This is a genomic window from Buchnera aphidicola (Hyalopterus amygdali) (assembly GCF_964059015.1).
GTDB classification, from domain to species: Bacteria; Pseudomonadota; Gammaproteobacteria; order Enterobacterales; family Enterobacteriaceae; genus Buchnera; species Buchnera aphidicola_BN.
The window spans coordinates 61,988-75,771 of the sequence record NZ_OZ060383.1; the positions used below are offsets into that span (position 1 = coordinate 61,988).

12 protein-coding genes and 2 tRNA genes are annotated in these 13,784 nt (G+C 24.6%); 4 read left to right on the forward strand and 10 right to left on the reverse strand.

Annotation, left to right across the window (positions count from 1 at the left end; all coding sequences use genetic code 11):
* Positions 1 to 44: 44 nt before the first annotated feature.
* A complete protein-coding gene (gene rpsU / locus AB4W74_RS00290) occupies positions 45 to 260 on the reverse strand; it encodes a 30S ribosomal protein S21 (protein ID WP_009874014.1) in 216 nt (71 codons plus the stop codon).
* A 206-nt stretch (positions 261 to 466) separates the two neighbouring features.
* Between rpsU and tsaD the strand changes: the two genes are divergently transcribed.
* Positions 467 to 1,480, forward strand: a complete 1,014-nt coding sequence (gene tsaD, locus AB4W74_RS00295) for a tRNA (adenosine(37)-N6)-threonylcarbamoyltransferase complex transferase subunit TsaD (RefSeq protein WP_367682028.1) — start codon at positions 467 to 469, stop codon at positions 1,478 to 1,480.
* A 31-nt stretch (positions 1,481 to 1,511) separates the two neighbouring features.
* Here tsaD and ribB read toward each other — a convergent pair whose 3' ends face one another.
* Together ribB and rfaE1 are read right to left on the reverse strand one after the other, a co-directional pair.
* On the reverse strand, positions 1,512 to 2,165 hold the full coding sequence (ribB, locus tag AB4W74_RS00300; protein ID WP_367682029.1) for a 3,4-dihydroxy-2-butanone-4-phosphate synthase: 654 nt from the start codon (positions 2,163 to 2,165) through the stop codon (positions 1,512 to 1,514).
* Positions 2,166 to 2,400: 235 nt separating this feature from the next.
* Entirely contained in the window at positions 2,401 to 3,348 is a 948-nt protein-coding gene (gene rfaE1, locus AB4W74_RS00305; protein WP_367682030.1) for a D-glycero-beta-D-manno-heptose-7-phosphate kinase, read from the reverse strand.
* Positions 3,349 to 3,561: 213 nt separating this feature from the next.
* Between rfaE1 and AB4W74_RS00310 the strand changes: the two genes are divergently transcribed.
* A complete protein-coding gene (locus AB4W74_RS00310) occupies positions 3,562 to 4,794 on the forward strand; it encodes a tRNA CCA-pyrophosphorylase (RefSeq protein WP_367682031.1) in 1,233 nt (410 codons plus the stop codon).
* 16 nt (positions 4,795 to 4,810) lie between these two features.
* On the opposite strand, the gene AB4W74_RS00315 is transcribed toward AB4W74_RS00310, so the two are convergent.
* The 5 genes from AB4W74_RS00315 to cysK all read right to left on the reverse strand — a co-directional run bounded on the left by AB4W74_RS00315 (position 4,811) and on the right by cysK (position 9,463).
* Complete coding sequence (locus tag AB4W74_RS00315; RefSeq protein ID WP_367682032.1) at positions 4,811 to 5,608, reverse strand: undecaprenyl-diphosphate phosphatase; 798 nt, start codon at positions 5,606 to 5,608, stop codon at positions 4,811 to 4,813.
* Positions 5,609 to 5,669: 61 nt separating this feature from the next.
* Positions 5,670 to 6,173 (reverse strand): PTS glucose transporter subunit IIA, encoded by a 504-nt coding sequence (crr, locus tag AB4W74_RS00320; protein WP_367682033.1) that lies wholly within the window; start codon positions 6,171 to 6,173, stop codon positions 5,670 to 5,672.
* Between the two features lie 61 nt (positions 6,174 to 6,234).
* On the reverse strand, positions 6,235 to 7,947 hold the full coding sequence (gene ptsI / locus AB4W74_RS00325; protein WP_367682034.1) for a phosphoenolpyruvate-protein phosphotransferase PtsI: 1,713 nt from the start codon (positions 7,945 to 7,947) through the stop codon (positions 6,235 to 6,237).
* Between the two features lie 147 nt (positions 7,948 to 8,094).
* Positions 8,095 to 8,352, reverse strand: a complete 258-nt coding sequence (locus AB4W74_RS00330; protein WP_367682035.1) for an HPr family phosphocarrier protein — start codon at positions 8,350 to 8,352, stop codon at positions 8,095 to 8,097.
* 142 nt (positions 8,353 to 8,494) lie between these two features.
* Positions 8,495 to 9,463: a cysteine synthase A gene (gene cysK / locus AB4W74_RS00335; RefSeq protein WP_367682036.1), complete on the reverse strand. Its 969-nt coding sequence runs from the start codon at positions 9,461 to 9,463 to the stop codon at positions 8,495 to 8,497.
* Between the two features lie 356 nt (positions 9,464 to 9,819).
* Here cysK and ligA point away from each other — a divergent pair, with 356 nt between their 5' ends.
* Positions 9,820 to 11,826, forward strand: coding sequence for an NAD-dependent DNA ligase LigA (gene ligA, locus AB4W74_RS00340; RefSeq protein WP_367682037.1), 2,007 nt, complete (start codon positions 9,820 to 9,822; stop codon positions 11,824 to 11,826).
* Between the two features lie 70 nt (positions 11,827 to 11,896).
* Here ligA and AB4W74_RS00345 read toward each other — a convergent pair.
* Both AB4W74_RS00345 and AB4W74_RS00350 read right to left on the reverse strand, forming a co-directional pair.
* Positions 11,897 to 11,969, reverse strand: a tRNA-Lys gene (locus AB4W74_RS00345).
* 10 nt (positions 11,970 to 11,979) lie between these two features.
* Positions 11,980 to 12,055: transfer RNA gene (locus AB4W74_RS00350), tRNA-Val, on the reverse strand.
* 205 nt (positions 12,056 to 12,260) lie between these two features.
* On the opposite strand from AB4W74_RS00350, the gene gltX reads away from it, so the two are divergent.
* On the forward strand, positions 12,261 to 13,694 hold the full coding sequence (gene gltX, locus AB4W74_RS00355) for a glutamate--tRNA ligase (protein ID WP_367682038.1): 1,434 nt from the start codon (positions 12,261 to 12,263) through the stop codon (positions 13,692 to 13,694).
* The last annotated feature ends 90 nt before the right edge of the window (positions 13,695 to 13,784 follow it).

Sequence of the window (13,784 nt, forward strand, 5' to 3'; positions counted from 1 at the left end):
ATTCCGTTCTTGTTAAAGAACGGTTTTTTTATTTTTTTAAAATTTTAGTACATACGAATACGTCTTGCATTTTCTCGAGTTAGTTTTTTTGCAAGACGTTTTACTGCTGAAGCTTTAGCACGTTTTCTTTCAGTAGTTGGTTTTTCATAAAACTCTCTTCTTCTAATTTCAGCTAAAATGCCAGCTTTTTCGCACGATCTTTTAAATCGACGTAGTGCTACATCAAATGGTTCATTTTCGCGAACTTTTATTATTGGCATTTATATTCAACCTCAATTTTTTGTTTTAAAAACATAAGAAATATTATTTCTTTATCTGAAAAGAAATTATATCTTAATTAATATTATTTTTGTAAAATATCATTTTTTTAGAAAAATGCAATTAATAAATTATCTGTGATATTATTGATATCGAATAGTATTAAATATTATTTAATTATTAATTAATTTTATAGGTATGTAAAAAAATGAAGGTATTAGGTATCGAAACATCTTGCGATGATACTGGAATAGCTGTTTATGATGTGTCAAGAGGTTTATTAATTAATGAACTGTATAGTCAAAGAAAAGTACATGCTCATTATGGTGGTATAGTTCCAGAGTTAGCATCACGTGTCCATGCAAAAAAAATAACTATTTTGATTGATAAAGTTTGTAAAAAAATAAATATTTCGAATGAAATTGATCTTATTGCATATACTGCTGGTCCTGGTTTAGTTGGTTCTTTGTTAGTTGGTGCAACATTTGCTTGTTCTTTAGGTTTTTCTTTGAATATTCCAGTTTTACCCGTTAATCATATGGAGGCACACTTATTATCACCAATGTTAAATTATAAGTCAATTAAATTTCCATTTATTGCACTTTTAGTTTCTGGTAAACATACACAAATCATTGCTGCTCATCATTTAGGAAAATATGAAATATTAGGTCAATCTTTAGATGATGCTGCAGGAGAAGCATTTGATAAAGTATCAAAAATGTTAGGTTTAAAATATCCAACTGGACGTATTTTGTCTGATTTAGCTGCTAGAGGTATAAAAGACAATTTGTATTTTCCAAGACCTATGCTAAATCATTCAAATTTAAATTTTAGTTTTTCAGGATTGAAAACTTTTACCTTTAATACTATTAAGAATAGTATTTTAAATATGCAAAAAAAAGCGAATATTGCAAAAGCTTTTGAGGATGCGGTAATTGATATACTGTTAATTAAAACTAAAAAAGCATTACAAAAAACAGGATGGAAACGTTTAGTAATAGCAGGTGGTGTTAGCGCTAATAATGTATTACGAAAAAGATCAAAAATTATGATGAACAAATTTTTTAATGGAAAAGTTTTTTATTCTAAATTAAAGTTATGTACAGACAATGCAGCAATGATTGCTTATCTTGGATCATTGCGTCATAAAGACGTTAATTCTTCACTCGTAGAAATATTTGTTGATCCAAAGTGGTCTATAGACAAATTAAATCTCGTTTAAAAAAAATAACATTATTACGTAAAATCAATATTTATTTATAAAAAATTGGTTTCTTTTGAAGATATAGGATTAAATCTTGGATAGTTAGAATTTTCATATTTTGAGATTTTGAAAATTTTATAATTTCAGGTGCGCGAGACATAGATCCATCTTTATTTGTTAATTCGCAAATCACCCCAGATGGTTTTAGTCCCGCAAGAGATACTATTTCAATGGCTGCTTCTGTATGTCCTGCTCTTGCTAAAACCCCCCCATTATCAGCTCTAAGAGGAAATACATGTCCGGGTCTATTTAAATCGCTAGGCTTAGCGTTATCGGATATAGCTGTTTTTATAGTAGTCAATCGATCTTGTGCTGATACACCAGTAGATATTCCCTTTGATGCTTCTATTGTTACCGTAAATCCGGTACGATAAGTACTTGTATTATTTTGAACCATCATAGGCAAATCTAGTTTTTTTCGTTTGTCTTCTGTTATACATAAACATACAATTCCACTACCATATCGAATTGTTAATGCCATTTGTTCAACTGTCATTTTTTCAGATGAAAAAACGAGATCGCCTTCATTTTCACGTTTTTCATCATCTAATATAATAATACCTTCGCCTGATTGTAAAGCAATTATAGCTTTTTCAACACGATCTATAGGTTTTCCAAATTCAGAAAGTATTTTTTGATTCATTTTAAAAATCTTCTTAAATTATTTAATAAAAAATCTTAAAGAATAAAGAATTGCTGAAAATTAAATAATATATATTTTATAAGTCCATGAATTTTATTATATCGTGAATAAAATACAAGGGCAATCTAGAAATGCATCGTTTTAAGTACATTTAAATATTTTTTTATACCTAAGTATTACAAATAATATTTAGATATAAATTTTTAATTATTTGATAACAGCAATAATAATTTTTTTATTCTATGTTTAATACTGCATTTAATTCATTAATTGTTAACGTTTCAGTCCCCATTTTTTGGACCACTACGCTAGCTCCGACATTAGCATGAAAACAAGCTTCTTCTAATGAATAACCTGTAGCTAGAGAAGAAGCTATTATTGAGATTACTGTGTCTCCTGCTCCTGTTACATCTGATGCTATCTTAGATATAGCTGGAAAGTGTATTGGTTCTTTTTTAGGTTGAAATAAAGTCATGCCATTTTCAGAACGTGTAACTAATAAAGCTGATATATTTAGTTTAGATACTAATTTAATTCCTCTATCTAATATTTCTTTTTCTTCATGACATTTTCCTACTATTTTTTCAAATTCCGAAAGGTTTGGCGTCAACAAAGTCGCACCTGAATATTTTTTAAAATCTGGACCTTTTGGATCTATAAGTATGGGAATAGACATTTTTTTTACCGTATTAATAATTTTTTTTATATCAACTAATGTACCTTTTGCATAGTCTGAAAGCACTAAAACTTTATAATATGTTAATGCACTAATAATTTTTTCATATAATAAATCAAATTTTTTTGGAATGTATTTTTCTTGAAAATCCAGTCGAATTAATTGTTTTTGTTCTGATAAGATTCTAATCTTCGTAATTGTTTTATTTTTTTTTATTCTTATTAAATCAGATTCAATTCTAGTGTGATTAAGAAGTTTTTTTAATATTAAACCTTCGTAATCGATTCCAATAAATCCAATAATTTTTGAATTTCCACCAATTTCTGCAATATTTTTTGCAACATTTGCTGCGCCACCTGGTTGTTTTTGTATTGTATGAATTGGTGCTACTGGTATTAATTCTTCAGATAAAACATAGTAGTTTTTGCTATACCAGTAGCAATCTAATATTAAATCTCCTACAACAAGAACAAGTGCATTTTTAAAATTAATTAATTTTTTTTTCATGATGTTCTCTTTAAAAATTATTTAAAATCATTCATTATGTTTTTAAAATTAAATAATTAGATTTAAATAATTTAATAAAATAGTTAAAATTTCTTAATTATAATTTTTTAAAAATATTAATTTTTTTATATATTATCTTAATATCTTTTACAAGATTTTATTTTTTTTTCTATTATAGAATATAATTTAAATTTTTAGTATGGGAAAATTATTATGAAAATATATTTAGTAGGTGGAGCTATTCGTGATAGTTTGTTAAATTTACCTATTAAAGATAGAGATTGGGTAATAGTAGGAACTACAAGAGAAAAATTATTAAAAAAAAAGTTTCAACAAGTAGGAAAAGATTTTCCAGTATTTTTACATCCAGAAACACATGAAGAATATGCATTAGCAAGAAAAGAACGAAAATCTGGTAGAGGATATACTGGGTTTTATACCGAATTTCATTCTAATGTTACTCTAGAAGAAGATTTAGTAAGACGAGATTTAACAATTAATGCTATTGCTCAAGATAAGTATGGTAATTATATTGATCCTTTTGAGGGAAGAAAAGATTTAAAACGTCGTTTATTACGTCATGTATCGGAATCTTTTATTGAAGATCCATTAAGAGTTTTACGTACAGCAAGATTTGCAGCTAATTTAGTACATTTAGGCTTTCATATTGCTAAAGAAACAATGATTTTAATGTGTAAAATGGTAAATAATAATGAACTTTTATATTTAACAAAAAATAGAATTTGGAATGAAACTGAGAAAGCTTTAAAAACTTCTAATCCTCATGTTTATTTTCAAATTTTATATTCTTGTAGAGCACTAAATTATATTTTCCCAGAAATTTATTTTTTTTATCAAAGAAAAATTTTTTATTCTTCATATTTTTTTAAAAGTTTAAAAAATAATATTTACATATCAATGGGTTTGTCTAAAATATCTAATTTAACTGAAGATATTTCTATACGTTTTGCTTATTTGTGTCAGTTTTTATCTCAAAAAACAGAATATTTTTGTATAAAAAAACCTTATGATGAATATTCTGCTCTTCTTGTAAAGAATTTATGTAAACGTTTTAACATTCCATTAGAAATTAGAGAATTAGCTATTTTAAATAGCGGTTTTTATATATTTTTAAATTCTATTTATTATCAATCTTCTAAAAATATTGTTAACTTGTTTTTAAAAATTGATGCTTGGCGTAAACCAGATCGAGTCAATAAATTATCGTTCTTATGTGATTTTAACTTAATACATCATAGTCAAGATAAAAAATGTAATCTGAAATTCAAAATTAATTTTTTAAAAAAATCTTTCTTTTCCATACAAGATATTTCTGTAAAAAAAATATTAAATCAAGGATTTAAAAGTTATAATATCAGAAATGAATTAAATAAATTAAGAGTTAGAAAACTTGAGCTATGGCGTACAAAAGAAAAAATATATTAAAATAAAAATGATTTTTTTATTTTGTGAAATAAATTAATACTGCTATTAAAAATCGATAAATTCCAAAAAAATTTAAAGATATTTTATTTAGTATATTAATTAATTTCTTAATAGATATAAAAGAAATAAAAAAAGATATAATAAATCCACTAAAATAATATGGCAGATTAAGTTTATTAATATTGTGAAAATTTTTTATTAAATCTAAACATGATGCTCCTATTGTTAATGGAATTGAAATTATGAAAGAAAAATTTATTGCAACTGAACGTTTTAAACCCAATAGCAATCCTGTCGCTATAGTTGCTCCGGACCTTGAAAATCCTGGACATAAACACAATGTTTGAAAACATCCAATAATTAAAGATTGGAAAATATTTATATCATAAATAGTATTTACTGTTAATTTTTTTGGTTTAAAAATTTCTGCAATTATAAGAAAAATTCCGCCTGATATTAATGCATACATAACATTGGTAGGATTAAATAGTAATTTGATTTTATTATAAAAAATTAATCCTAAAAAAATTGTAGGTAAAATTGAAACAATAAGATGTATATTTTTTGTTTTATTATATTTTTTTTTTGTATTTATTATTAATAGTTTTATTATATTTTTATGAAAAAAAAATAAAATTGCCATAGCAGAACCAATTTGAACAAATATTTCTAATATTTTAGTATGTTTGTTTTCTACATTTAACCAATGAATAAAAATAATCATATGTCCTGTAGATGAAATAGGAAAAAATTCTGTTATTCCTTCTATTGTTCCTATAACGATAGAAATAATTAAATTATGAAGATAAAACATGTTTTTTCCTTATCTTATTTTAAAACGGTACTAAATAAAAGTACCGTTTTTATATGATAAATTAATTATATAAAGATATAATAACTGTTTTCCCGGCAATAATTTTACCTGATGCTTTTTCTATTTTTTTAAAATTTTCCATATTAGATATTACGACAGGAGTTATGATAGAATGAGCTTTTTCTCTTAATAGATTTAAATCAAATAGTATTATGACATCTCCTATTTTTACTTTTTGATTATCTTTTGCTATTTTTTTAAAACCTTGACCTTTTAGTTTAACTGTATCAATTCCAAAATGTACAAATAATTCTACTCCATCTTCTGAAACAATTGAAAAAGCATGCATACTATCTAGTATTTTTCCAATTGTACCATTTATTGGTGCAAGAATTTCTTTCCCAGATGGATTAATAGCTATTCCGTCACCTACAATTTTTTTAGAAAAAACTATATCTGGTACATCTTCAATATTTATTATATCACCTGATAAAGGTGCTAAAATGTTTATTTTTTTTGAAAAAATCGATTTTTTTTTGATAAAAAAATCAGATAAAAAATTCATTTTTCCTCCTAAATTCCTTTCTATAATACTAAATTTTTATTTTTAAAAATTTTATTTTTCCCTAAATATTAAATTTGTTTAATATATCTAAAATTTCTTTTCTAGTTGCTACATTTAGTACATTTTTAGCTAATTTTTTGGCTTTTATATAAGATGTTTTTCGAATAATTTCTTTAATTTTAGGAATACTTGATGAACTCATGCTAAATTCATCTAAACCCATACCTAATAAAAGTGTCGTTACGCGTTCATCTCCCGCCAATTCTCCACACATTCCTGTCCATTTTCCATGTAAATGCGATATATCAATAACTTGTTGAATTAATTTTAAAATAGATGGACTTATGGGGTTATAAAGATGTGAAATTAAATCGTTTCCTCTATCAACAGCTAAAGTATATTGTGTTAAATCATTTGTTCCAATGCTAAAAAAATCTACTTCTTTTATTAAATATTCTGCTATTATAGCTGATGCAGGTGTTTCTATCATAATTCCAATTTTAATATTTTTATCAAATTTTATTTTTTCATTTTTTAATTTATTTTGAATTTTTTTAATTTCTTTTTTTAATATTCGAATTTCCTCTACTGATATAATCATAGGAAATAAAATATATATTTTACCAAATGCAGATGCTCGAAGAATAGCTCTCAATTGTGCATATAACATTTCTTTACGATCCATTGAAATACGTATGGCTCTCCATCCTAAAAAAGGATTTTCTTCTTTTGGCAAATCCATATATGGAAGATCTTTATCTCCACCGATATCCATGGTTCTGATAATAACGGATTTATTATTCATTGATTTCGCAATTTCTTTATAAGATTGAAATTGTTCGTCTTCAGTAGGAAATGTATTTCTCCCCATAAATAAAAATTCTGTCCGATAGAGACCAATACATTCGGCACCATATTTTTTTGCTGAATCAATATCTTTGATATTTCCAATATTAGATCCAATCTGAATATTGCGTCCATCAGTAGTAGTAGCAGGTAAATATCTTAATTTTTTTAATTTTTCTTTTTTAAAAAAATATTTTTTTTCTATTTCTTTTTTTTCATTTATTAATTTTATTGATGGATTAATAAAAATTTCGTTATTAATTGAATCTAAAATAATAAAATCATTGTTTTTAACTTTTTTAGTTATGTTTATGGTACCTACAATCGCTGGTATTTCAAGTGATCTCGCTATAATTGATGTGTGTGATGTTGGACCACCTAAATCTGTAATAAATCCTAAAATGTATTTTATATTAATCTGTGCTGTTTCTGAAGGAGTTAAATCTTTTGAAATTAAAATAACTTTATTTTTTATATTATTTAAATCAATAATATCAATATTAAGAATATTTTTTATTAGACGTAAACCAATATCTCTGATATCAATTGCTCTATTTTTTAAATATTCATCTTTTATTTTTTCCAATGCCTTGGCTTGTTCTTCAATAACAAATTCAGTTGCTTCTGCAGCAGATATTTTTTTTTCTTTAATTAATGTAATTATTTCTTTTTCTAATTCTTCATCTTCAAGAAGCATTATATGACCTTCAAAAATGCTTTCTTTTTTCTTACCAAATTTTTCGCCTGTTATTACTTTTATTTCTGTTAGTTGTTTTACTGATTTTTTTCTACCGTTAAAAAACTTATTTATTTCTTTTTTGATATTTTCAGCAGAAATTATTTTCCGGTTAATAACAATTTCTTCATTTTTTAATAGAAGCGCATTGCCAAAAGTTATACCCGGTGATGCTAAAATTCCTGAAATCATAACATTACCTTTAACTATAAATTTTATTTTTGAAGAGGAGAAAAATAGAATGTCAGGCGAACATAGTATTTTATACAAAATAAATCCGGAAGTAATATAAAACCTCCGGTATTTTTTACTAATTTTATAATTTTTTTTAATTATAATCTATTCTAGATCTATCATAATTTCAGATAAATGTTCAATCGCTTTTTTTTCATCTTCACCTTCTGCAGTTAATTTAATAATACTGTCTTTAACTAAACCTAATGTTTGAATTTTAAATAAACTTTTTGCGTTAATAGATTTTCCGTTATAAATAATATTAATATCTGAGGTAAATTTTTTTGCTTCTTTTACAAATTCAGCTGCAGGTCGAGTATGTAAACCATGCAAAGCAGTAATTTTAATTTCTTTTTGAAACATTTTTTTTCCTTAAATGAATTAAGATTGATTATGTATAAATATATTTAATGTACTTTATAGCGAATTGTTTAATTAAAATATAAAATACAACTTTTATAATAAAAAATAACTTTTTTTGTTGTTTTATTACAGAAGTTGTATTTTAATAGTTGTATCCATTTTTAAATGATGTAGAAAAGAGATCTGTACTTAAATATCGTTCTCCAGAAGAAGGTAATATAACTACTATATTTTTATTCGAAAAAATTTTTTGTTTTTGTACTTTTAATGCTGCTGCTATTGCCGCACCAGAAGAAATCCCTGCGAGTATCCCTTCTTTTTTCATAATCATTTGAGCATGAAATATTGCTTCTTCACTTGATATAGTAATTACTTCATCAATTAACGATAGGTCTAAATTATTCGGAATAAATCCTGCCCCTATACCTTGTATCTTGTGTATTCCAGGTTTTATTTCCTTTCCTGATAAAAACTGTGTAATTACAGGTGATTCTACAGGTTCAACAGCAATACTAATTAGCTCTTTTTTTCTTTTTTTAATCTTTATATATCTTGTAGTTCCTGTAATTGTTCCACCTGTTCCAACACCTGCAATTAATATATCTATATTACCTTCGGTGTCCTGCCAAATTTCTGGACCAGTTGTTTTTTCATGTATTTCTGGATTAGCTGGATTATCAAATTGTTTTAATAAAAGATAGTTTTTTTGATTTAAAGATACGATTTCATTAGCCTTAGAAATAGCACCTTGCATACCGTATTTTCCGTCTGTTAATATCAAATTAGCACCTAAAGATTTAAGTAGTTTTCTTCTTTCCATGGACATAGAATCGGGCATTATAAGAGTTAATTTATAATTTCTTGCTGCTGCAACATATGCTAAAGCAATTCCTGTATTGCCACTAGTTGCTTCAAATAATTCTATATTTTTTTTTAAAATTCCTTTTTTTTCTGCATCCCATATCATATTAGCACCAATTCTACATTTGACACTAAAACTTGGATTTCTAGATTCTATTTTTGCTAAAATTTTTCCATTTCCTATTTTATTTAAGCGGACAAGAGGTGTATTACCAATAGTAAAAGAGTTGTCTAGATATATTTTATTCATTTTATTCTCTGATTGATTAATGATTATTTCTATTTTTTAATGAAAAATAAATTTTCCATTTGAAAAAATTTTATCATTTTCAGATATATTTTGTATAAAAATTATATTTTTTTTACATTTTATTTATTTTTAGTCATAATCAGATAAATATATTTTTTTAAATCAGAAAAATATTATTAAAATAATAAATTTTTTTATATTTTTATGTTAATAAATAGTTTTATATTTAAATATATAAAAAATATTTTTTTTTATATTATGATAAAAAATTAAATAAAAAAATATTAATATTATTAATTTAAAAAAAATTGCAATAATTAAATATTTTTTATATCAATATATTACTTAATATGCTTATGAAATCAATAAAAGAGAAAATTGATAAATTACGAGAAAAAATTCTAAGATATAATTATTTTTATCATACTTTAGATCAACCAATTGTTTCTGATTCGGAATATGATTATTTTTTAAATAAATTATATGATCTGGAATCAAAAAATAAAAAATTTATAGATCCTAATTCCCCTACACAAAAAATTGGTGCTAATTTAATTACAAAATTTCAAAAAGTAGTACATTTTTCTCCTATGTTATCTTTGGAAAATACATTTAATTTAAACGGAATTGTAGAATTTGAAAATAGGATTAAAAGAAAAATTGATCAAAATTGCTTAATAAATTTTTGTTGCGAATTAAAGTTTGATGGTGTAGCTGTAAGTTTAATTTATGAGGAAGGGGTTTTAATCTCTGCATCAACTCGTGGTGATGGTTATATAGGAGAAAATATAATAGATAATATACGTACTATAGAATCAGTACCATTAGAATTAAAAGGACTACATATACCTAGAAAATTTGAGGTACGAGGTGAAGTTTTTATGTTAAAATCTGATTTTAAAAACTTAAATCATCAATTTTATATTAATAACAAAAAACTTTTTTCAAATCCTCGAAACGCTGCAGCAGGATCTCTACGTCAACTTGATTCGAAAATTACTTCTGAAAGAAAGTTGAGGTTTGTTTGTCATGGATATACTATTTTTGAAGGAATGGAGGATTTTAAAAATCATTATGAAAGATTAATTTGTTTTTCTAAATGGGGACTACCAGTTAATAAAGAAATGTTGATTTGTTCAAATCAAGAAGAAATATTTGATTTTTATAAAAAAATAGAAAAAAAACGTTATTTTTTTAATTTTGACATCGATGGTATTGTAATAAAAGTAAATTCAATTAAACTACAAAGAAAAATAGGATGTAATAATAAGTTCCCCCGTTGGGCGATTGCATTTAAATTTTCTTCTAAGGAAGAAATTACTAAATTACGTGATGTAAAATTTCAAGTTGGTAGAACTGGTGCCATTACACCAGTAGCTTATTTTAATCCAATTTATATATCAGGAGTAATAATAAAAAAAGCGTCTTTATACAATAAAAATGAAATTAAAAAGTTAGATTTACATATTAATGATTTAATTTTAGTTAGTCGGTCCGGAGACGTTATACCTAAAATTATAGGTGTTATTAAAAATAATCGTATTAATAATTTTCAAAAAATAATTTTTCCTATTTTTTGTCCTGTATGTAATTCCAAATTAATCGAAAATAAAGTGGATAAAATAGTACGTTGTCCTTCTGGTTTGATATGTGAAGCTCAAAAACAAAAATCTATTCATCATTTTTTTTCAAAAAACGCTTTAAATGTAGATGGTTTGGGACCAAAAATAGTTAATTCATTAATAAAAAAAAATGTTGTTACAAACATTATTGATTTTTTTTACCTTACAGAGATACAGTTAAAAAAATTAGACAATATTAAAGAAAAGAAAAGTATTAATATTATTAATGCTATTTTAAAATCAAGAACATGTTCTTTAAATCGTTTTATTTATGCTTTGGGAATACCTTTTGTAGGTATCGTGTCATCGGCGAAAATAGCAAAATATTTTAAGAATATATATAGATTAATAAATGCTACTATATTAGAGTTAAATTCTATAAATGGTATAGGGAAAGTTGTTGGTAATAACATATTTAATTATTTTTCAAATTCTTCAAATCGACAATTAGTTATTAATCTTGCTCAAAAAATGAATTTTTTTGAAATTAAAGAAAAAAAAATAAAAGATAAAACTTTTCTGCATAAGAAAATAGTTTTAACAGGTAAATTTAATTTTCTTTCTCGAAGGAAAATGGTAAAAAAGTTAATTGGATTAGGTGCTGAAGTTAGCAATACTGTCTCTAAGAATACAGACCTTGTAATTTATGGGCAAAAAAAAGGAAAAAATAAGTTTGATAGAGCAAGAGAATTAAAAATAAAAATAATCAGTGAAGAAGAATTTAATCTTTTAATCAGATAGATAAATAATTAAAGGACTTTAATTATTATGCAAATTTACTTATTTATACAAATAAGTAAGGCATTTTTTATGGGTCGTGCAGGATTTGAACCTGCGACCAATTGATTAAAAGTCAACTGCTCTACCAACTGAGCTAACGACCCTGTATTTTTTTGGTAGGTGATGACGGACTCGAACCGCCGACTTCCTCCGTGTAAAGGAGGAGCTCTACCAACTGAGCTAATCACCCTTTTTAATAAAATCTGTATTTTTATTCTACAGATAAGAGAGTTAGAGTCAATCTTTTTTTTGAAAAGATTATTTGTTTGTTGTAATTTTAATCATTATGTTGAGATAATAATCTATATTTTAAAAAAAAATTATAAATATTAAACATTATATAGTTATATTATTTTTCTGAGTTGATTAAGTAATAATTTTTAACTAAGGAACATATGAAAGTAAAAACTCGTTTTGCGCCTAGTCCTACTGGAAACTTACATATTGGTGGTATTCGTACCGCTCTATATTCTTGGTTATTTGCACGCCACTATAATGGAAAATTTATTCTTCGTATAGAAGATACTGATATTGAACGTTTTAATTCAGAATCTGTTAATTCTATTTTAAATGGACTAAAATGGTTAGGTTTAAATTGGGATGAAGGTCCTTATTTTCAAACTAAGAGAATAAAAAGATATAAAGAAGTTATTAATAATATGTTAGACAAGGGTAGTGCTTATAAATGTTTTTGTTCTTCAAAAAAAATAGAGGAAGAAAGGAAAAAACAAATTTCTGAAGGGAAAAAACCACGATATAATAGAATGTGTAGAAATTTAGATAACAGCAATGTTTTCAATAAAAAATATGTAATAAGATTTAAAAATCCTATTTCTGGACGAGTAACATTTGAGGATAAAGTCAGAGGAACAATTACTTTTGACAACACAGAATTAGATGATTTTATAATTCAACGTTCAAATGGGACACCTACATATAATTTTTGTGTTGTAATAGATGATTTAGATATGAATATTACTCATGTTATTCGAGGAGAAGATCATATTAACAATACTCCACGACAAATAAATCTTTTAAATTCTTTAAGTGCTAAAGTACCTATTTATGCTCATGTCTCAATGATTCTTGATGAAGAAGGATGTAAATTTTCTAAAAGAACAAATTCTTTAAGTGTTTTACAATACTATAAAGATGGTTTTTTACCTGAAGCATTGCTTAATTATATTATGCGGTTAGGTTGGTCTCATGGCAATCAAGAAATTTTTAGTATTACAGAAATGAAAAAATTATTTAATTTAAAACATATTACGAAATCTTCTAGTATCTTTAGTATGAAAAAATTATTTTGGTTAAATAAATACTACATTAATAATCTACCATTAAATTACGTATGCAATTATTTAAAAGATTATATAAAAGATGAAAATATTGATATAAAAAATGGACCTAATTTAGAATCTGTTTTCGTTCTTTTAAGAACTCGTCATGATACTTTAAAAGAAATTGTTCAATCTTCTAGATATTTTTATGAAGAATTTGAAATATTTAATCAAAAAATATTTGATCAATATTTTATTACAGGAAATGATTGTATTTTAGAAAAATTATATAATAAAATAAAAAAAATGTCTATATGGAACAAAGAAAAATTGTCTATAATTATTAATGATGTATGTGTTAAACTTAAAATGCAATTAAGAGAAATTAACATGTTACTACGTGTTGTATTAACAGGTAGTACGTGTTCACCTAATATAACTTCAGTAGTTTTTTTGATTGGAAGAGAAAAAACTTTATTAAGGTTAAAACGGGCTATTTCTCTAATTAAAGAAAATACAATTAAAAATAAAATTAAAATAGAAATATAAAATTTTTTTTAACTATTAATAACTTAGTTATAAAATTTTTAATATATGTTATATTCAATACGATTTTATACAAATAAAACTTATTCTAGA

What these genes read in the sequence shown, in the direction of transcription:
- ribB (WP_367682029.1), bottom strand. Translation starts at nt 2,165, where the DNA reads ATGAATCAAAAAATACTTTCTGAATTTGGAAAACCTATAGATCGTGTT.
- AB4W74_RS00330 (WP_367682035.1), bottom strand. Translation starts at nt 8,352, where the DNA reads ATGTTTCAAAAAGAAATTAAAATTACTGCTTTGCATGGTTTACATACT.
- AB4W74_RS00310 (WP_367682031.1), top strand. Translation starts at nt 3,562, where the DNA reads ATGAAAATATATTTAGTAGGTGGAGCTATTCGTGATAGTTTGTTAAAT.
- cysK (WP_367682036.1), bottom strand. Translation starts at nt 9,463, where the DNA reads ATGAATAAAATATATCTAGACAACTCTTTTACTATTGGTAATACACCT.
- tsaD (WP_367682028.1), top strand. Translation starts at nt 467, where the DNA reads ATGAAGGTATTAGGTATCGAAACATCTTGCGATGATACTGGAATAGCT.
- rpsU (WP_009874014.1), bottom strand. Translation starts at nt 260, where the DNA reads ATGCCAATAATAAAAGTTCGCGAAAATGAACCATTTGATGTAGCACTA.
- ligA (WP_367682037.1), top strand. Translation starts at nt 9,820, where the DNA reads ATGAAATCAATAAAAGAGAAAATTGATAAATTACGAGAAAAAATTCTA.
- AB4W74_RS00315 (WP_367682032.1), bottom strand. Translation starts at nt 5,608, where the DNA reads ATGTTTTATCTTCATAATTTAATTATTTCTATCGTTATAGGAACAATA.
- gltX (WP_367682038.1), top strand. Translation starts at nt 12,261, where the DNA reads ATGAAAGTAAAAACTCGTTTTGCGCCTAGTCCTACTGGAAACTTACAT.
- ptsI (WP_367682034.1), bottom strand. Translation starts at nt 7,947, where the DNA reads ATGATTTCAGGAATTTTAGCATCACCGGGTATAACTTTTGGCAATGCG.
- rfaE1 (WP_367682030.1), bottom strand. Translation starts at nt 3,348, where the DNA reads ATGAAAAAAAAATTAATTAATTTTAAAAATGCACTTGTTCTTGTTGTA.
- crr (WP_367682033.1), bottom strand. Translation starts at nt 6,173, where the DNA reads ATGAATTTTTTATCTGATTTTTTTATCAAAAAAAAATCGATTTTTTCA.